This window comes from Streptomyces sp. B1I3 (genome assembly GCF_030816615.1).
In the GTDB taxonomy this organism is placed as follows: Bacteria; Actinomycetota; Actinomycetes; order Streptomycetales; family Streptomycetaceae; genus Streptomyces.
Map to the genome: position 1 here is coordinate 4900842 of NZ_JAUSYD010000001.1, position 18893 is coordinate 4919734.

Annotated in this window: 14 protein-coding genes; 7 read left to right on the plus strand and 7 right to left on the minus strand. The window is 70.9% G+C overall.

The window, feature by feature from the left end; genetic code table 11:
* Position 1 precedes the first annotated feature (1 nt).
* Complete coding sequence (locus tag QFZ58_RS22515) at positions 2–1204, plus strand: dipeptidase (RefSeq protein ID WP_307126710.1); 1203 nt, start codon at positions 2–4, stop codon at positions 1202–1204.
* Between the two features lie 82 nt (positions 1205–1286).
* Here the strand turns inward: QFZ58_RS22515 and QFZ58_RS22520 are convergent, their stop codons facing one another.
* Positions 1287–2630: a UDP-glucose/GDP-mannose dehydrogenase family protein gene (locus QFZ58_RS22520; RefSeq protein WP_307126711.1), complete on the minus strand. Its 1344-nt coding sequence runs from the start codon at positions 2628–2630 to the stop codon at positions 1287–1289.
* A gap of 184 nt (positions 2631–2814) precedes the next feature.
* Here QFZ58_RS22520 and QFZ58_RS22525 point away from each other — a divergent pair, with 184 nt between their 5' ends.
* On the plus strand, positions 2815–3972 hold the full coding sequence (locus QFZ58_RS22525) for an acyl-CoA dehydrogenase (protein WP_307128956.1): 1158 nt from the start codon (positions 2815–2817) through the stop codon (positions 3970–3972).
* 300 nt (positions 3973–4272) lie between these two features.
* Here the strand turns inward: QFZ58_RS22525 and QFZ58_RS22530 are convergent, their stop codons facing one another.
* Entirely contained in the window at positions 4273–5553 is a 1281-nt protein-coding gene (locus QFZ58_RS22530) for an LCP family protein (protein ID WP_307126712.1), read from the minus strand.
* 119 nt (positions 5554–5672) lie between these two features.
* Here QFZ58_RS22530 and QFZ58_RS22535 point away from each other — a divergent pair, with 119 nt between their 5' ends.
* On the plus strand, positions 5673–6221 hold the full coding sequence (locus QFZ58_RS22535; RefSeq protein WP_307126713.1) for an acyl-CoA thioesterase: 549 nt from the start codon (positions 5673–5675) through the stop codon (positions 6219–6221).
* Positions 6222–6366: 145 nt separating this feature from the next.
* Here QFZ58_RS22535 and QFZ58_RS22540 read toward each other — a convergent pair whose 3' ends face one another.
* Positions 6367–7731 (minus strand): LCP family protein, encoded by a 1365-nt coding sequence (locus QFZ58_RS22540; RefSeq protein ID WP_307128957.1) that lies wholly within the window; start codon positions 7729–7731, stop codon positions 6367–6369.
* Between the two features lie 325 nt (positions 7732–8056).
* Between QFZ58_RS22540 and QFZ58_RS22545 the strand changes: the two genes are divergently transcribed.
* The gene (locus QFZ58_RS22545) at positions 8057–9079 is read left to right on the plus strand and encodes a glycosyltransferase family 2 protein (protein ID WP_307126714.1); all 1023 of its coding nucleotides are present in this window, start codon (positions 8057–8059) and stop codon (positions 9077–9079) included.
* 64 nt (positions 9080–9143) lie between these two features.
* Here QFZ58_RS22545 and QFZ58_RS22550 read toward each other — a convergent pair whose 3' ends face one another.
* From QFZ58_RS22550 to QFZ58_RS22565, 4 genes are all read right to left on the minus strand, one after another.
* On the minus strand, positions 9144–10823 hold the full coding sequence (locus QFZ58_RS22550; RefSeq protein ID WP_307126715.1) for an LCP family protein: 1680 nt from the start codon (positions 10821–10823) through the stop codon (positions 9144–9146).
* 49 nt (positions 10824–10872) lie between these two features.
* Complete coding sequence (locus QFZ58_RS22555; RefSeq protein WP_307126716.1) at positions 10873–12558, minus strand: LCP family protein; 1686 nt, start codon at positions 12556–12558, stop codon at positions 10873–10875.
* 222 nt (positions 12559–12780) lie between these two features.
* On the minus strand, positions 12781–14106 hold the full coding sequence (locus QFZ58_RS22560; RefSeq protein ID WP_307126717.1) for an LCP family protein: 1326 nt from the start codon (positions 14104–14106) through the stop codon (positions 12781–12783).
* A 186-nt stretch (positions 14107–14292) separates the two neighbouring features.
* The gene (locus tag QFZ58_RS22565) at positions 14293–15045 is read right to left on the minus strand and encodes a TIGR03089 family protein (RefSeq protein ID WP_307126718.1); all 753 of its coding nucleotides are present in this window, start codon (positions 15043–15045) and stop codon (positions 14293–14295) included.
* A gap of 139 nt (positions 15046–15184) precedes the next feature.
* Between QFZ58_RS22565 and QFZ58_RS22570 the strand changes: the two genes are divergently transcribed.
* From QFZ58_RS22570 to QFZ58_RS22580, 3 genes are all read left to right on the plus strand, one after another.
* Positions 15185–16633, plus strand: coding sequence for an N-acetylmuramoyl-L-alanine amidase (locus QFZ58_RS22570; RefSeq protein WP_307126719.1), 1449 nt, complete (start codon positions 15185–15187; stop codon positions 16631–16633).
* Between the two features lie 79 nt (positions 16634–16712).
* Positions 16713–17804, plus strand: coding sequence for an NDP-sugar synthase (locus QFZ58_RS22575; RefSeq protein ID WP_307126720.1), 1092 nt, complete (start codon positions 16713–16715; stop codon positions 17802–17804).
* Between the two features lie 61 nt (positions 17805–17865).
* Positions 17866–18867: a DNA-3-methyladenine glycosylase gene (locus tag QFZ58_RS22580; RefSeq protein ID WP_373428575.1), complete on the plus strand. Its 1002-nt coding sequence runs from the start codon at positions 17866–17868 to the stop codon at positions 18865–18867.
* The last annotated feature ends 26 nt before the right edge of the window (positions 18868–18893 follow it).

Here is an 18893-nt window from a genome sequence, read left to right on the forward strand (position 1 = left end):
GATGAGCAGCGAGCACCACCTGGACCGGGCCCGCCGTCTCCTCGCCGACCACCCCGTCGTCGACGGCCACAACGACCTTCCCTGGGCGCTGCGCGAACAGGTCGGCTACGACCTGGACGCCCGGGACATCGCCACCGACCAGACCGGCACCCTGCACACCGACATCCCGCGGCTGCGGGCCGGCGGCGTCGGCGCGCAGTTCTGGTCCGTCTACGTCCCCACCCGCCTCACGGGTGACGACGCGGTCAGCGCCACGCTGGAACAGATCGACGTGGTCGCCGAACTGCTGGAGCGCCACCCGGCGGACCTGGCACGCGCGCTGACCGCCGACGACATGGAGAAGGCCCGCGCCGAGGGCCGCATCGCGTCCCTGATGGGCGCCGAGGGCGGCCACTCCATCAACAACTCCCTGGGCACCCTGCGCGCCCTGCACACCCTCGGCGTCCGCTACATGACGCTGACGCACAACGACAACACCGACTGGGCGGACTCGGCGACCGACTCCCCGCGCGTCGGCGGCCTGTCGGAGTTCGGCCGCGAGGTCGTACGCGAGATGAACCGCATCGGCATGCTGGTCGACCTCTCCCACGTGGCGGCCACCACCATGCGTGACGCGCTGGCCGTCTCGGTCGCGCCCGTGATCTTCTCGCACTCCTCGGCCCGCGCGGTCTGCGACCACCCGCGCAACATCCCCGACGACGTGCTGCGGATGCTCGCCGCCAACGGCGGCGTGGCCATGGCGACGTTCGTACCGAAGTTCGTCCTCCCCGCTGCCGTCGAGTGGACGCTGGCCGCCGACCGCAACATGCGGGAGCACGGTCTGCACCACCTGGACACCACACCGGCCGCCATGCGGATCCACGCGGACTTCGAGGCGGCCCGTCCCCGCCCCCTGGCCACCGTGGCGACGATCGCCGACCACCTCGACCACATGCGCGAGGTCGCCGGTGTCGACCACATCGGCATCGGCGGCGACTACGACGGCACGGCGTTCCTGCCCCAGGCACTGGAGGACGTCTCCGGCTACCCGAACCTGATCGCGGAGCTGCTCGGCCGCGGCTGGTCGGAACGGGACATCGCCAAGCTGACATGGCAGAACGCGGTACGGGTGCTGCGTGACGCGGAAGCGGTGTCCCGGGACCTGAGCGTGCGGCTGGGTCCGTCCCACGCCACGATCGAGCAGCTGGACGGCCCGGCGCGCTGACCCCGCGCCACCCGGTCCCGCCGGGCGGGGCCCGGCCGCCCCTCCGGCGACGGAGGGAGCGGCGGCCCCGGCCGCCCGGGCCTCAGGCCTTCGGCCGGCCCATCGCCCGGTACGTCCACCCGGCCTCACGCCACACCAGTGGGTCGAGCGCGTTGCGTCCGTCCAGGATGGTGCGCCGCGCGGCCACCTCGCCCAGCGCGGCGGCGTCCAGCTCGCGGAACTCGCGCCACTCCGTCAGGTGCAGGACCACATCCGCGCCGCGCACCGCGTCCAGGGCCGTGTCCGCGTAGCCGAGCGTCGGGAACAGCCGCCGCGCGTTGTCCATGCCCTTCGGGTCGAACACGGTGACCTGTCCGCCCTGCAGGTGGATCTGGCCGGCCACGTTGAGGGCCGGTGAATCGCGTACGTCGTCCGAGTCCGGCTTGAAGGTCGCGCCCAGCACCGCCACCCGGGTGCCCAGGAACGACCCCCCGCCCACGGCTTCCCGGGCCAGCTCCACCATGTGGCCGCGACGGCGCATGTTGATCGAGTCGACCTCGCGCAGGAACGTCAGCGCCTGGTCCGCGCCCAGCTCGCCGGCGCGCGCCATGAAGGCCCGGATGTCCTTGGGCAGGCAGCCCCCGCCGAAGCCGACCCCGGCCCGCAGGAACTTCTTCCCGATCCGCTCGTCGTGGCCGAGCGCCTCCGCCAGCTTCATCACATCGCCGTCGGCGGCCTCGCACACCTCCGCCATCGCGTTGATGAACGAGATCTTGGTCGCCAGGAACGAGTTCGCGGAGGTCTTGACGAGCTCCGCCGTCGGGAAGTCCGTCACCACGAACGGTGAGCCCTCGCCGACCGGCCCCGCGTACACCTCGCGCAGCACCTTCTCGGCCCGCTCACTCTCCACCCCGACGACGATCCGGTCGGGGTGGAGCGTGTCGTTCACGGCGAAGCCCTCGCGCAGGAACTCCGGGTTCCAGGCCAGCTCCACGTCCGTACCCGCCGGGGCGAGTTCCGTCAGCCGAGCCGCGAGGCGGGCGGCGGAGCCCACCGGCACGGTGGACTTGCCGACCACCAGGGCCGGCCGGGTGAGCCGCGGGGCCAGGGACTCGAAGGCGCTGTCCACGTAACTCATGTCGCAGGCGTACTCGCCGTGCTTCTGGGGAGTGTTCACGCAGACGAAGTGCACGTCACCGAAGGCGCCGATCTCCTCCCAGGAGGTGGTGAACCGCAGCCGCCCGGTGGACCCCTCGATGCCCGCGACATGCTTGCGCAGGATCTCCTCGAGCCCTGGTTCGTACATCGGCACCTTGCCCGCCGAGAGCATCGCGATCTTCTCCGGCACCACGTCGAGGCCCAGGACCTCGAAGCCGAGCTCCGCCATGGCCGCTGCATGGGTGGCGCCGAGGTAGCCGGTACCGATCACGGTGATCCTGAGGGCCATGGGTGCTCCTGACGATGCGGGCAGACGTGCGGAGCCGAGCATATCCGGGCCGGTGGAACGCCCGTTTTCCGGCAGTCCCGGGGCTGTCGGCAAGCTCACGTGTCCCGCCCGTATGCCGGAGTGGGGACCGCGAACTAAAATTGGGTTACTTAACGGTAGTTAGCATCCTTGGGGAGTGAACGTCTTGGCGGGTTCGACCGACTTCGACCTGTACCGTCCGGCCGAGGAGCACGACATGCTCCGCGAGACGATCCGTTCGCTGGCCGAGGCGAAGATCGCCCCGCACGCCGCCGCGGTGGACGAGGAGGGCCGCTTCCCGCAGGAGGCCCTGGACGCCCTGGTCGCCTCGGACCTGCACGCGGTCCACGTCCCGGAGGAGTACGGCGGGGCGGGCGCCGACGCGCTCGCCACGGTCATCGTGATCGAGGAGGTGGCCCGCGCCTGCGCGTCCTCCTCCCTCATCCCGGCCGTCAACAAGCTGGGCTCGCTCCCGGTGATCCTCTCCGGCTCCGAGGAGCTGAAGAAGAAGTACCTGGGCCCGCTCGCCAAGGGTGACGCGATGTTCTCGTACGCCCTCTCCGAGCCGGACGCCGGCTCGGACGCCGCGGGCATGAAGACCAAGGCCGTCCGCGACGGCGACTTCTGGGTCCTCAACGGTGTGAAGCGCTGGATCACCAACGCGGGCGTCTCCGAGTACTACACGGTCATGGCCGTCACCGACCCGGACAAGCGCTCCAAGGGCATCTCGGCGTTCGTCGTCGAGAAGTCCGACGAGGGCGTCTCCTTCGGTGCCCCGGAGAAGAAGCTCGGCATCAAGGGCTCCCCGACGCGCGAGGTCTACCTCGACAACGTCCGCATCCCCGCCGACCGCATGATCGGTGCGGAGGGTACCGGCTTCGCCACGGCGATGAAGACCCTGGACCACACCCGCATCACCATCGCGGCCCAGGCCCTCGGCATCGCCCAGGGTGCGCTGGACTACGCCAAGGGCTACGTCCAGGAGCGCAAGCAGTTCGGCAAGCCCATCGCCGACTTCCAGGGCATCCAGTTCATGCTCGCCGACATGGCGATGAAGCTGGAGGCGGCCCGCCAGCTCACCTACGCGGCGGCGGCCAAGTCCGAGCGCCTCGACGGCGACCTCACCTTCTTCGGCGCCGCGGCCAAGTGCTTCGCCTCCGACGTCGCCATGGAGGTCACCACCGACGCCGTCCAGCTCCTCGGCGGCTACGGCTACACGCGCGACTACCCGGTCGAGCGCATGATGCGTGACGCCAAGATCACCCAGATCTACGAGGGCACCAACCAGGTGCAGCGCATCGTCATGGCCCGCAACCTGCCGTAGCACCTCCCGCAGTTCCGCACCGCGGCCCCCGGCACTTCTGCCGGGGGCCGCGCGTGCTTCCGCCGAGGTGGACGACTTTGCCGCCCTCGGGACCAGGGTGCCTGCGACGCCTGGCCGGGCCCACACCTGCGGCCCGTCGTTCCGTCCGGTGGCGCACCGGCCGGGACGCGGTGAGGTCCTGCACGCCCGGGACGCGGTGAGGTCCTGCACGCCCGGGAGGCGGTGAGGTCCTGCACGTCCGGGACGCGAAGAGGTCCCTCACCCGCGACGGGTGAGGGACCTCGTGCGGCCGGAGGGGCGTCAGCTGCCCTTGACCGTGACCTTCTCGTCGTTCTTCAGCTGCTCCACGAGCTGCTTGACCTTCGTCTTGTCCCAGACCAGGTTGCCGTTCACGCTCTCGCCCGTGAGCGGGATGTTCATCGACGTGCCCTCGCCACCCGTGACGCCCTTCATCGCGAAGAACATGTTGCCGAGCGACCAGAGCGACATGTCCTTGTCGACGACCAGCGTGTCCAGGCCCGCGCCCATCGTCGGGTAGAGCTTGAACGGGTTGAGGACGGTCGACGGGGTCGCCGTCTGCGAGGCCAGGGCCGCGAGGAACTTCTGCTGGTTCTTCGTGCGGTCCAGGTCGCTGCCCGCGAACGCGTACCGGGTGCGTACGAAGGCGAGCGACTGCTCACCGTCCAGGGTCTGCTTGCCGGCCTGGAAGTCGGCGCCGGACTTCTTGTCCTTGAACGCCTTGGGGATGTCCAGCTCCACGCCGCCGATCGCGTCCACGATCTTGGCGAAGCCGCCGAAGCCGATCTCGACGTAGTGGTCGATGCGCAGCCCGGTGTTGAACTCGACCGTGCGGACCAGCAGCTCCGGGCCGTCCTCCGCGTAGGCGGCGTTCAGCTTCGTCGTGCGGCCGGTCCCCGCGAACTTCTTGCCGGACTCGGAGCCGACGAACGAAGGGATCTCGACGTTCGAGTCGCGGGGCAGGGAGATCAGCGTCGGGCCGTTGGACCCGTCGTGCAGGATCATCATCGAGTCGGTCCGCTTGCCCTCCGCGGAGCCGGTGTGCAGCTTCTTCTTGTCCTCCGCCGTCATGCCCTCACGGCTGTCGGAGCCGACGACCAGGTAGTTCGTGCCGTCTCCCTCGCCCGGCCGCTCGATGACCTTGGACAGGTCGACCTCGCGCTTGAGTTTGCCGTCCGCCCAGAAGTACGTGCCGACGGAGACGGCGAGCAGCACCACCACGAGGGTCAGCGCACCGACCTTGATCCGCCGGCCCCAGTCGGCGGCCGGACGGGGCCGGACGTAACCGCTGTCGCCGCCTCCGCGGCGGCCACCGCCGTTACCGCCCCCGCCACCACGGCTCTGTCCGGCGTAGACCTGACCCGTGTTGTAACCGCTGTCGTAGCCGGGGCCCTCGTCGTAACCCTGTCCCTGCTGCGGCGGGATGCGGGGCGGGGACTGCGGCGGAGCGGGACGGCGCCGGACGTGCGGCATCGCACGGGCGCTCTCGGGCCGGGAGCTCGCACTGCCCTGTCCGTAGCGTTCGCCGGATCCGCCGTTCCGCCCATCGGGCCATTCGCTCATGGGGACCAGTGTGCCGTCTCGGCCCTCGGCTCTTACAGGGTGTACCGGATTTCGGGCCGGGGCTGTTGCGAAGCTGATGCAATGCAACCGTGCGCAAGCCCCCGCATAAGGTGGAGGGCATGACAGATCAGGCCCAGATCCCGGCGGGTGAGGTCGTGGACAAGCCGACCTCGGCCTCCCGGACCACCCTCAGCCACATCATGACCGGCAACGACACGAACCTCCTGGGCACGGTCCACGGCGGTGTGATCATGAAACTGGTCGACGACGCGGCGGGTGCCGTCGCAGGCCGGCACTCGGGTGGCCCGGCGGTGACGGCCTCGATGGACGAGATGGTCTTCCTGGAGCCGGTCCGCGTCGGTGACCTCGTCCACGTCCGTGCGCAGGTGAACTGGACCGGCCGCTCCTCGATGGAGGTGGGGGTCCGGGTCATGGCGGAGCGGTGGAACGAGTCGACCCCCGCCCAGCAGGTCGGCAGCGCGTACCTGGTGTTCGCCGCGGTCGACGAGGAGGGCAAGCCGCGCCGCGTACCGCAGGTGGTGCCGGAGACGGAACGGGACAAGCGGCGCTACCAGGAGGCGCAGATCCGGCGTACGCACCGCCTGGCCCGCCGGCGTGCGATCAAGGAGCTGCGGGAGAAGCGCGCCGCGGAGGGCATCGACGACTGAGGCCGGGGGCGGTGACGCTGTCCGGCCACCAGGCAGCGGGCCGGGCATCCATGTCGCTCCGGGACCGCCCTTGGGCCGGACGACCCGGCTCACCTACGGTGCGAAAGACCTGCCCGCGTACAGGTTCGGACGGCCCGGGGCCCGTTCACGGGCAGACGACCTGGTCGCCCGTCACCGCGTCGAACTCGCCCCGCTGCGGGTCCTCGCCCTTCACCCGCCGTACCTCGGTGAAGTCCGCGCCGGCCGTCACCTTCATCGTGCCGCCCTGCCCCTTCACCGCCTTGAGCTCGCAGCCGGGCAGCGCTGCGGCCAGGGACCTCGCGGACCGGTCCCACCGGGGGTCGTAGCTGACCACCGTCCGCTTGACCACGTCCGCGCCGCCGTTCAACGGCAGCCGCGTGGTGTCGAAACCGGTGCCCCGCAGCGCGGCGTCCACCTCCTGGCCGAGGCCGTCCCGCGGCGTCCCGTTGTAGACCTGGACCCGGATCTGCTGCGGAGCGACGGCCACGAGCGTGGCCTTGGGCTGCTTCGGCAGGTGCGCGGTGAGCGGCTTGTCCTCACGCAGGGCCCGGAACAGCTTCTTCGCCTTCGGCGCGTCCCACTTCACCGTGGCACCGATGCCCTTGACCTGGTAGCCGTCCTTCTCCAGCGGCACGGAGGTGAACTCGGACGAGGCCGGGGTGAAGCGGCGCATCGCCTTGCCGAGCTCCAGCATCTGCTCCGTGTCGAAGCCCTCGTCGGCGCGGACGGAGTCGAGCATCGACGCCGCGAGCTGCCGGAACTTCACCGGGTTCATCAGGACGCCGCTGCTGGTCGTCCGCTTGATCAGCGAGGCCATGAACTTCTGCTGGCGCTGCATCCGGCCCAGGTCCGCGGCCCCGTCGATGTGGCGCGAGCGCACGTACTGCAGGGCCTGCCCGCCGTCCAGCTTGTGGGGGCCCGCGCTCAGGTCGAGGCCGGTGTAGGAGTCCTTGAGCGGCTTCGCGGTGCAGATCTCGACCCCGCCCACGGTGTCCACGGTCTTCATGAAGCTGGTGAAGTCGACCTCCAGATAGTGGTCGATCTTGATGTCCGTCATCTGCTCGACGGTCCGCACGGTCAGCTGCGGGCCGCCCTCGGCGTACGCGGCGTTCAGCTTCAAGGGGTGGGCGGAGTGCTGCTGACCGGTGTTGCGGTCGGTGTGCGCCGGGATCTCCGCGTAACTGTCGCGCGGCAGACTGACGACGCTCGCCCGCTGCTTGTCGGCCGAGAGGTGCACGAGCATGAGGGTGTCGGTGCAGTGACAGGGCTCACCGCCCAGCCTGTACTTCTTCTTGTCGTCCTTGCTGATCTTGTCGCGACCGTCGGTGCCGACGAGCAGGAGGTTCATGCCGTGACCACCCTGTGGGCGGTTCTTCATGTCCTTGAACGGGTCGACCCGGTCGATCCCCGTCTCCAGTCCGCTCACCACGGCATGGCCGATCCCGCCGGCGCCGAGCACCAGCACGGAGAGCCCGGTGGCCACCCGCATGCCCCAGCGGGGCGGCACCTTCCGGCCGCCCGGCAGGCCGCTGCCACGGCCTTCGGCCCTTGGCTGCCGAGCGGGTCTGCGCTGCACAGGGGCGGTACGGGGGCGAGGGGGCCGGGGCGATCGGGGCGGCGTGGGCACGAGGGACACCTCCGCAGTGCTAGTGGGACTTTCGCACGGTAGGCCCATACGATCAGCGGACCGGGAGGAGAACTGGCGGCGCGCGCCGGTGTCCCCCGTTCGCGGTAACGTGGCGGCCGAATCACGCCGCCTTCCGGGGTGCGAAGCCCGGAGCCGTCGGCACCCCCCGAGGACCCCCGAGGACCACATGTCTGCCGCGCAGTACCCCGCCGTCTCCGTGATCATGCCGGTGCTCAACGAGGAACGTCATCTCAGGAACTCGGTCCGGCACATCCTGGAGCAGGTGTACGCCGGTGAGATGGAGGTCGTGATCGCCCTCGGCCCCTCGGCCGACCGTACCGACGAGATAGCCGCTGAGCTGGTGCGGGAGGACTCCCGGGTCCACACCGTGCCCAACCCGACCGGCCGTACCCCGGCCGCGCTCAACGCCGCGATCAAGGCCTCGCGTCACCCGATCGTGGTGCGGGTCGACGGTCACGGCATGCTCTCGCCGAACTACATCGCCACCGCGGTCCGGCTCCTGGAGGAGACCGGCGCGCAGAACGTCGGCGGCATCATGCACGCCGAGGGCGAGAACGCCTGGGAGGAGGCCGTCGCCGCCGCGATGACGTCGAAGATCGGCGTCGGCAACGCCGCCTTCCACACCGGCGGACAGGCGGGTCCGGCCGAAACCGTGTATCTGGGGGTCTTCCGGCGCGAGGCGCTGGAGCGGGCGGACGGCTACAACGTGGAGTTCATCCGCGCCCAGGACTGGGAGCTCAACTTCCGCATCCGCGAGGCGGGGGGGACCGTCTGGTTCTCGCCCGAGCTGAAGGTGCAGTACCGTCCGCGCCCCAGCGTCCGCGCGCTCGCCAAGCAGTACAAGGACTACGGCCGCTGGCGCCACGTCGTGGCCCGCTACCACTCCGGCTCGATCAACCTGCGCTACCTGGCTCCGCCGACCGCCGTCTGCGCGATCGCCGCGGGCATCGTCGTCGGTGCCGCCGTCACCCCGTGGGCGTTCGTCGTGCCGGCCGGGTACGTCGCGGCCATCGTGGCCGGGTCGCTGCCGGCGGGCAAGGGCCTGTCGCTCAGGGCGCGGGCGCAGATCCCGGTGGCGCTGGCCACCATGCACATGTCGTGGGGGTACGGCTTCCTGACCAGCCCCCGCTCACTGGCGAAGAAGGTCATCGCGAGCCGCCGCCCGGCGGTGCGGGAGCAGACGGTCTGACGGCCGTACGGAGGAGGGCCCCACCGGCCCCCACCGGCTTCGGGGGCCCTCCTTTCCGCACGGGCTACCAGGTGTAGTTCGGGTTGACGTGCATGCACGCCCCCTCGTCCTCACCGTTGAGCGCCTTCGCGGTGTCCGGGGTCTTCTCCTCGGCCCCGGAGGCGGGATAGGCGCCGTCCTCGCGCCAGTCGGCGCCCACGGCCAGCGTGATGCCCGAGACGTCGGTCGACTTCTTCACCTGGGACACCGGGATCCCGAGGGTCTTGGCGACGGCCTGCGCGTCACCCTCCATGTCCGCGGAGGGATAGAGGATGCCGGTACGGGCGGCCGGTTCGACGTCCTGCGAGTCGATCGTGGCCCGGGCGAACCCCGCGTCCGTCAGCAGTTTCCCGACGGTGCTCGCACGGCCCCGGGCCGGAGCGAGCGTGTCCGTACCGGTCGCGTTGCGCACGCTGACCGCGATCTCACCGGTGGGCGCGGCAGGGTCCTTGGTCACCGGGGTCTTGCGCTTGGACGCCTTGCCGTCCAGGGGGATGTCGTCGCGGATCATCCGGAACAGCTGCTCGGCGTCGCCCGGCTTGGGGAACACCCGGCCGTCGAGAGCCCCCGTGCCGTAGACGTTCGGCATCGTCGTCATCGTGATGCGGCCGGTCGGGGCCTTCTTGAGCTCCTCGGCGAGGTCGTACAGCTTCTTGACGGTGTCGAGGCCCTTGTCGACCGTCAGCGCGCTGGTGGCGGCTTCGGCGAGGTCCATCAGCTTTCCGGGGTCGGTGAGCTTGGTGCCCTTGCGCAGCTCGCGCACCATCGAGTTCAGGTACTGGTGCTGGGCCTCGGCGCGTCCCAGGTCCGTGTTGTCCTCGAAGCCGTACCGGGTACGCAGCCACTGCAGGGCCTGCGTGCCCTTGATAGAGGTGGTGCCCTTCTCCAGGGTCAGCCCCGACCCCTTGCCGTCGGAGCCGCGCGAGCGGATGTTGGCGTCGACGCAGACCGGGACACCGCCGACCGCGTCGGCCATCGACACGACACCCGAGAAGTCGATCATCATGAAGTGGTCGATCGTGATGCCGGTGAGCTCGTACCAGGTGGCGACGGTGCAGCCCGGCCCACCGCGGCCGAGGCTCTGGTTGGTCTGTACGTTCCCCGCGCTGGCCGGATACACCTTGTCCGTGTCGGGGTCGGTGCACTTCGGCATCTTCAGCATGGTGTCGCGCGGCATGCTGACGACCGAGATGTTGCTGCGGTCGGCGGAGAGGTGGAGCAGCATCTGCACGTCCGCGAGGGGCGCGGCGCCGAAGGTCTCCTTCGCACCGCCGAGCTTCTGGTTCTCCTTGGAGTCCCGGGCGTCGGAGCCGATGATCAGGATGTTCAGCGGGGTCTGCCCAGCGGCGTTGGCCTTGTGGTCGGCCATCTCCTTGTCGCCGAGCGTCAGGTCCTCTTTCCTGAGGTTGCCGTTGAGGTGCCTGTAGTAGAGGTAACCGGCCGCGCCGGTGCCGAGTATCAGCAGGGCGAGCACGGAGGCGACCCAGCGCAGTATGCGGCGCCTGCCGCTCCTGGGGGCACGTCTCGAGCGGCGGCCGGGCCCGGCCTGGCGACGTCCGCCCTCCGGCGGGGCGGACCGCTCCCGCCGGCCACGACCGCCGCGTCCCGTACCGCCCTCGCTCTCGCCCTCGTGGGGCCCGTCGGCCGGGTCGCCGTGCCGGACGCGCGACCGCGTCCCCTCCCCGCGCGTGCTGCTTCGTCCCACCAGGACCCCCCTGCTGCTCAGACTTTCGCTGTGGCGCTGCGACCTGTCGTCACTTCGCGCACTCCGCCTTGTCGGCGCTGGCCTTCTGAATGTCGTCCGGCGCCTTCGCCGGACCGGTGACGGGCACCCCCGCGCCCTTGAAATCGGCCCCGAGGGTCAGGACCATCGCCTGAAGCCCCTCGGCGTCGCTCGTTCCCTGCTTCAGTGCCGTGGCGGGCAGCCCCATCATGTCCGCGAGCGTGCGGGCCTGGTCCGCCTGGTTCGGCGCGTACGCCAGTGTCGTCCTGTCGATCTTCGACGGTGCGTTGGCCTTGTTGGTGGACTCGAGGACGCCCTGCTCGTTCCGCAGCCAGGTGACCGTCGACCGGGCGGCTCCGGGGATGTCGCCGCCGTTGAGGACGTCGACGTGTACGTCGGCCGGTGCCGCCTTGGTCCCCCGGAGTGCCGCCGCCTGCTCGGTCCTGGCCGCCTTCTCCTTCTTCTTCACCTCGGTCAGGGAGGTGTCGGAGCGCATCGTCGCGAAGAGCTGCGGGGACTTCCGCGGATCCACGACCACGGTGACGGGCGTCGGCTCGGCGGGGTTGTCGATCACGGGCAGCGTGACGAACGTGATGTTCTTCGTGTCGATCTTGCCGAGCTCCTTGGCGAGCGAGGTCAGCTTCTTGATCGAGCCGATGCCGGAGTCGACGGTGAGCGCCTTGGTCGCCGCGTCGGCGAGGCTGAAGAGCTTGGACGGATCGGTCAGCGTGTCGTCGGACTTCATCTGCCGGATCATCGAGCCGATGAACTGCTGCTGGACCTTGATCCGGTCGAGGTCGCTCTCGTTGCCGAAGCTGTGCCGGGTGCGGACGAAGGCCAGCGCGTCCTCGCCCTGGACGGTGGATTCCCCCGCCGGCAGATCGAGGTGCGAGTCCGGGTCCTTCACCGCCTTGGCCAGGCAGACCTTGACGCCGCCGACGGCCGTCGAAAGCGTCTTGACCGCGTTGAAGTCGACCATCATGAAGTGGTCGACCGAGAGGCCCGTGATCTCCTTGACCGTACGCATCGTGCAGCCGGGGTCGCGCCCCTCCTGGCCGAGGCTGACGTTGAAGCGGACGTTCCGCGAGCCGGGTATGACCTTCTCGGAGCCGTCCGGTTGCTTGGTGGTGCATTCAGGGATATCCGTCATCAGGTCCCGGGGGATGCTCAGCGCCGTGGCGTTGGTGCGGTCCGCGGAGACGTGGAAGAGGATGTTGGTGTCGGCGTGGCCGGTGCTGCCCTTGTCGCCGTACCCCTCGTTGCCCTCTCCGATGCGCTTGTCCGTGCCGATGATCAGGATGTTGAGCGGCCCGTCGGCGGTGACGCTCTTGCTGCCCGCGTCACCGACGTCGACGGTGTCGAGGTTGCCGTTGAACTTCTGGTAGAGGGCATAGGCTCCGGCCGAACCGGCGACGATCACGAAGGCCATGACCCCGCCGGTCCACAGCAGGGCCTTCTTCCGCCGGGAACCGGGGGACGGGCGCTTGCGGCGGCCGCCGGCCGGGGGTTCCTGGGCACGGCCGTTGCGCGTCGAGCGACGGTCGCGCTGGACCGGCACCTCACCGCCGGCGGAGCGACGGCCGGCTGGACGGGGGGCTTCGGACGACTCTCCTGCGGAGTTGTCCGGTCGCAGTTCGTAATGGCCGGTCTGCGGGTTGAGCACCCACTGGTCGGCGGGATCGATTTCGCCCACCTGCCCACGGCTATGCGCGTCCACGTCTTCCTGAATCCTTCGTCGGTGCCACGCGAGGCGCCTCCCCCGGCAAGCGCTCGGTCTTTCCCTCCAGCAGTGCGCGACCTGACGGCCACAAGCACCGGATCGCGTCACACTATCCGGCCGATTCGGCGATCGGTGACACGCGTGAGATATTCCACGCCCCTTACAACCGGGCATTCCGCCTATTCCGCTCCGTTCGGCTCCCGTCACTTGAATATCGCTTTACGCGTCGCACGGGTCGTCGGCGGCATTCGATCCCGAATAGGTGGGAGAGGGTGTCGGGCTCCCGGTAACGGCCTCGGGCTTTTGGCCGGACGAGTTCCCGTCCGGACTGTGATCCGCCTGTGAATCGGCTGTGCGGATTTCATCGGCGGGAACGACGGCGACGGGTTCGTCTTTGCGCAACTGCTCGAACAGCCGGTCGGCGTCCGGCTGCACGAGCTCGTCGCGGTTCGGATTCGCGCGGTAGGGCTGTCGGGGCACGGTCAGGAACTGCACTTTGTCCGTCGGTACGTTCCGCATTCCTCGCACCAGGTCGTACAGATCCCGGAGGGAGTTCAGCCCCGGGTCGGTGGTGAGTGATTTGGTCGCCGCGTCCAGTACCGGGTAGAGGCGCGTCGGGTTCAGCAGGACCCCGTTGCTCTGCATCTTGTTGACGAGAGCCCCGAGGAATCTCTGCTGGCGCTCCATCCGATCGGTGTCGCTGCCGTTGCCGATCGACTTGCGCGCCCGTACGTACCCGAGCGCCTCCTCGCCGTCGAGCTTCTGGCGACCCGCCGGGAGCTTGAGGTGGGCGTCGGCGTCGTCGACCGGCTTCTTGAGACAGATCTCGACACCCTCCACGGCGTCGACCATGTCCTTGAACCCGTTGAAGTCGATGACCATGTGGTGGTCGATGCGAATGCCCGTCATCTTCTCCACGGTGCGGATCGTGCAGGCCGTGCCGCCGAGCTCGAAGGCCCAGTTGAACTGCGCGAACTGCTTCCTGGTCGCCTTCTTGTCCGCGTCGTGGCAGCTGGGGATCTCGGCCATCAGGTCGCGCGGCAGCGACACCGCGGTCGCGCTCCTGCGGTCGGCGGCGAGGTGCAGCAGGATCGTGGTGTCCGAGCGCTGGCTGCCGCCGTCGTCGCGGCCGTACCTGCTGTTGTCGCCCGCCCGGGTGTCGGAGCCGATGAGCAGGATGTTCTGCGCGTCCTGCGCGATCGGCGTAGGGCGCTCCTTCTCGTACGCCTTGAGCTCGGCGGCGGCGCCCGTGTCGGTCGTGATGTTGCCGTCGAGCTTCTTGTAGAACCACCAGCCCGCGCCGGCGGCCACCAGCACCAGGAACGACAGGGCGAGGGCCGTCCACCGGATCCAGTGGCCCCTGCGGCCGGGCAGGCCGTCCTTCGGCCGCTCGGCCCAGGTGCCGTCGCCGTCGCCCGCCCCTGCGGGGGAGCCGTCGTCTTCCGCGGGCCGTGACGCGTCCTGTGTCCCGTCCGTGGGCTCGTCCCCGGGCGAGTGGTCCGGGTGGTCCGGGGGGCCGGCACTGTCGGTCACGTCTGCGTCCATCCTTCACGGTCGGCGGCGCGCTGGGCCGCCGGTCGCAGGAGTAGACGGCTGAACCTCACGCTTGGTTGTGCAATCGGGCAGCGTTCTCGGCGGCGCTTCGTACCGCCCGATCATGTACCGCCGTCGGTGCTCAGTCCCGGGGGCTCGGCCCGCCCTGGGCCGGACGGGTGGCCCTCGGAGCGCTTGTCATACCGCGCTGCCGGTGACGCGCTCGCTCTCCACACGCTTGGCGAGACCGTCCTCGTCCAGCCGGTCCAGGTGGCGGCACAGGACCACCGACCCCCCTGCGGCCAGCGGCGCGAACAACCCGGCGGAGAGTCCGTCCCAGGTGTCGTACGTGCGCCCCGTCAGCAGCCGCGATCCAGGGACGAGCCCGAGTTCCGCCGCGTCCTGACGGGCCCGGGCCACCAGCTGGTCCGCCGTCAGCTCGACGCCGCCCACGGCCAGGGCGGGTGCGGCGGGGTCCACCGGCGCGAACGGGGCGAAGCGGTCGCCCTGGCCCGGCACCTCGACGGCGTAGTCCGAGAACCCGTCGGGTGTCTGCGGGAAGCGGCTGCCGAGGGGGCGCAGGGCCAGGGCGACCCGCTCACCGCGGCACGTACGCGCCCGCTCCAGCGTGTCCGGTCCGCTGACGACCAGATCGGCGGTGGCGGGGTCGCCCTGGACGTCGGCGACGACGCCGACGGAGGCGCAGGCGAGCAGCCAGACCGCGGACTGCCAATGGGCCGGCAGCAGCAGGGCGAGCCGGTCGCCGGGCTCCGCGGCCAGGTCGCCCTGCAGCAGATTGGCCGTCTTGGCCACCCAATTGGCGAACGTCGCCACCGACAGTTCGACGCGCTCTCCGGTTGCGTCGTCGTAGAAAGTGACGAGGGGGCGGGCGGGGTCCGCGACGAGCGCGGATCGCAGCAGGTCGGCGGGGGTGCGATCACTGGCGTTCATCCGGGCAAGGGTACGCGGCGGGAGCCGCCCGGGCGGGGCGGGCGGGCGGCGCGTACACCGGTTCGGCAGACGGGTCGTCAAGTAACGGCGGATGCACTCCAGTAGCCGGGAATGCCGGACTGAGCAAAGTATTTCCTGTATGCGTGCACTTCTTTCCTCTTCCATCGGCGTCACCTGCGCGGCGGCACTCACCCTCCCGCTCGCCGCGCCCGCGCCGGCCGTCCCCGCTCCCGTCCCGGTCGCCCAGGCGCCCGCGGTCCCCGCTGCCGAGCCCCTGGGCTCGACCCAGTCCCTGCCCCTGCGGCCGCTCACCGGCGCCGCCTCCCGGGCCGCCGGTGAACCCACCGACTCCACGTCGTCCCCGTCTCCCGCCGCTCAAGGGCTGCGGCAGCTCGACTCGCACCGCTTCTCGCTCGTCGGCGTGGTCTGGGACGACGCCGACACCGAACTGCACGGCACCGTGCAGGTCCGTACCCGTGCGACCGGCACCGGCCGGTGGTCCGGCTGGCAGGACCTGGAGACGCACAACGCCGACCACGGCGCCGACGCCGGAAGCGCCGAGCGTGAATCGGGCACGGTCCGCGGCTCCACCGCCCCCCTCTGGGTCGGTGACTCGGACGGCGTCGAGGTACGCGTCCACGGCGAGGCCGGGGGGCCGCGGACGGGTGAGGGCGACACCGCCGCACTTCCCGCAGGCCTGCGGGTGGAGCTCGTCGACCCCGGCGACGACCCCCAGCAGACGCCGGCCGCGGGCGCCACGGGCGTGGCGACACCGGCCGTGGCCACCCCGTCGGCCGGGACCGCGACACCGGCCACCTCCCCGCAGCCGGGCGCGCTCCCCGACTACGCCGGCCTCACCGTGGCGGCAGCCGAGGCCTCCGCGGTCAACGCCGACCTCGCCCCGCTCGGTGCGGCCGAGATCCCGGCCCTGAGCAAGGCCGAGTCCGAGGAGCAGGCGGTCGTCGCGGCGGGTGCCAAGCCGTTCGTGGGGCCCCGCCCGCGCATCGTCACGCGCAAGGGCTGGGGCGCCGACGAGAGCCTGCGCGAACGCGCCTTCGCCTACACCAGCACGGTCAAGGCCGCCTTCATCCACCACAGCGCCACCGGCAACAACTACACCTGCTCCCAGGCGCCCTCGGTCCTGCGCAGCATCTACCGCTACCACGTCAAGAGCAGTGGCTGGCGCGACTTCGGCTACAACTTCGCCGTCGACAAGTGCGGGAACATCTACGAAGGGCGGGCCGGAGGCGTCACGAAGGCCGTCCTGGGAGCCCACACGCTCGGGTTCAACACCAACAGCATGGGCATCGCGGTACTCGGGACGTACAGCTCCAAGAACCCGCCCGCCGCCGCGGTGACCGCGATCGCCAAGCTCACCGCCTGGAAACTCGGCCTGTACGGCCGCAACCCCAAGGGCAAGGTCACGCTCGTCTCCGGCGGCAGCGGCAAGTACAAGAAGGGCGCGAAGGTCAAACTCAACGTCATCGCCGGTCATCGCGACGGTTTCGCAACCGAATGCCCCGGGAGCCGTCTCTACAAGAAGCTCGGCACGGCCCGGACCAGTTCGGCCAACCTGCAGGGCCGCTGACCGAAGGAGCTGCGGACGGTCTGCATACACTGGCCAGCCGATACGAGGCCCGGCCCCAGCAGGAAGCAGAGACGGCGCTGTGACAGAGGCAAGAGAAGCGATCCTCCTGGTCGGGGGCAAGGGCACCCGGCTGCGCCCGCTCACGGTGAACACCCCGAAGCCGATGGTGCCCGCGGCGGGCGTCCCGTTCCTCACGCACCAACTGGCGCGCGCCAGGGCGGCGGGGGTCGAGCACATCGTGCTCGCGACCTCCTACCTGGCGGAGGTGTTCGAACCGCACTTCGGCGACGGTTCCTCGCTCGGCCTCTCCATCGAGTACGTCACCGAGCACGAGCCGCTCGGCACCGGCGGTGCCATCCGCAACGTGGCGGCGCGACTGTCCTCGGGCCCGGACGACCCCGTCCTGATCTTCAACGGGGACATCCTCACCGGCCTCGACATCCGGGCCCTGGTCGCGTCGCACGCCACATCCGGGGCGGACGTCTCCCTGCACCTGACCAGGGTGGAGGACCCCCGTGCCTTCGGCCTCGTGCCGACGGACGCGACCGGCAGGGTGACGGCCTTCCTGGAGAAGCCCCAGACACCCGAGGAGATAGTCACCGACCAGATCAACGCGGGGGCGTACATCTTCCGCCGCTCCGTCATCGACACCATCCCGGCCGGCCGGCCCGTCTCGGTGGAGCGCGAGACGTTCCCCGGGCTCCTCGCCTCCGGCGCCCACCTCCAGGGCATGGTCGACTCCACCTACTGGCTGGACCTCGGCACCCCGCAGGCGTTCGTCCGCGGTTCGGCCGACCTCGTCCTGGGCCGTGCGCCGTCCCCCGCCGTCCCCGGCCGCTGCGGCGACCGGCTCGTCCTGCCCTCCGCCTCCGTGGCCGTCGACGCCAAGCTCACCGGCGGTACGGTCGTCGGTGAGGGCGCGGTCATCGGTGAGGGCGCCAGGATCTCGGGCTCCACCGTGCTGGCGGGCGCCGTCGTCGAACCGGGCGCGGTGATCAGCGACTCACTGGTCGGGGCCGGCGCCCGGATCGGCAGCCGCACGGTCCTGGCAGGCGCGGTGGTCGGCGACGGTGCGCAGGTCGGCGCCGACAACGAACTGCGCGACGGGATCCGCGTCTGGTGCGGCGCGGTCCTCCCGGACGCCTCGGTCCGCTTCTCGTCCGACCAGTGAACGGTCCCCGTCGGCCGTACCCTCGATAGGCACCCCCCCCCGACGACCGAGGACCTCACCCGTGGCAGGACGCTTCGTACCCCTCACCACCGCCGTGCCCCGGCAGCAGCAGCAGCAGCCGGCGGTCGCGGAAGCGTCCGCCTCGCACCGGACCTGGACGCCGCCGGGGCCGCTGGACCTGAGGCTGGTCCTCTCCCCGCTGCGGCGGGGGCCCGCCGACCCCACCTACCGGGCGCTGCCCGACGGCACGTTCTGGCGGGCGACGCGTACCCCGGCCGGCCCCGGCACCCTGCGAGTCGCGGCGGCCCGGGACGGCCGGATCGCGGCGGCGGCCTGGGGCCCCGGGGCGCAGTGGCTCCTGGACCAGCTGCCCACGCTGCTCGGTGAGGGCGACGCACCCGACGCCTTCCGCCCCCGCCACCGGCTGGTCGCCACGACCCACCACCGGCGGCCCGGCCTGCGTCTGCTGCGCACCGGGCTGGTCATGGAGTCGCTGATCCCGTCGATCCTGGAACAGAAGGTCACCACCGACGAGGCCTACCGCGCCTGGCGCCTGCTGGTCCGTACCTACGGCACCCCGGCCCCCGGCCCCGCGGACGCGGAGTTCGCCGCGTACGGCCTCCACGTCATGCCGGACGCCCGGACCTGGGCGAGGATCCCGTCCTGGGAGTGGCACCGGGCGGGCGTGGACTCCAAGCGCTCGGCGACGATCCTGCGCGCGGTCCGGGTGGCCCGCCGCATGGAGGAGGCGGCGTCGATGGAGCTCCCCGAGGCCATGGCGCGGCTGCAGCTGATCCCGGGCATCGGGCCCTGGACGGCGGCGGAGACCCTGCAGCGTTCGAACGGCGCGGCCGACGCGGTCACCGTCGGCGACATCCACCTCCCGGGTATCGTCGGCTACGCCCTGGCCGGTGACAGGGACGCCGACGACGACGCCATGCTGGCCCTCCTGGCCCCGTACGCGGGCCAGCGCCACCGTGCGACCCGCCTGATCCTGCTCTCGGGCCACACCCCGCCCCGACGGGCTCCCCGCATGACGCCGCGCGACATCGCCCGCCTGTAGGGCGGTGGCGGGACACGCCGCCGTAC

Bases quoted from the DNA above. Each gene is read 5' to 3' on its own strand.
- QFZ58_RS22515 (WP_307126710.1), top strand. From the start codon at position 2: ATGAGCAGCGAGCACCACCTGGACCGGGCCCGCCGTCTCCTCGCCGAC.
- QFZ58_RS22520 (WP_307126711.1), bottom strand. From the start codon at position 2,630: ATGGCCCTCAGGATCACCGTGATCGGTACCGGCTACCTCGGCGCCACC.
- QFZ58_RS22530 (WP_307126712.1), bottom strand. From the start codon at position 5,553: ATGAGCGAATGGCCCGATGGGCGGAACGGCGGATCCGGCGAACGCTAC.
- QFZ58_RS22535 (WP_307126713.1), top strand. From the start codon at position 5,673: ATGACAGATCAGGCCCAGATCCCGGCGGGTGAGGTCGTGGACAAGCCG.
- QFZ58_RS22540 (WP_307128957.1), bottom strand. From the start codon at position 7,731: ATGCGGGTGGCCACCGGGCTCTCCGTGCTGGTGCTCGGCGCCGGCGGG.
- QFZ58_RS22545 (WP_307126714.1), top strand. From the start codon at position 8,057: ATGTCTGCCGCGCAGTACCCCGCCGTCTCCGTGATCATGCCGGTGCTC.
- QFZ58_RS22560 (WP_307126717.1), bottom strand. From the start codon at position 14,106: ATGGACGCAGACGTGACCGACAGTGCCGGCCCCCCGGACCACCCGGAC.
- QFZ58_RS22565 (WP_307126718.1), bottom strand. From the start codon at position 15,045: ATGAACGCCAGTGATCGCACCCCCGCCGACCTGCTGCGATCCGCGCTC.
- QFZ58_RS22570 (WP_307126719.1), top strand. From the start codon at position 15,185: ATGCGTGCACTTCTTTCCTCTTCCATCGGCGTCACCTGCGCGGCGGCA.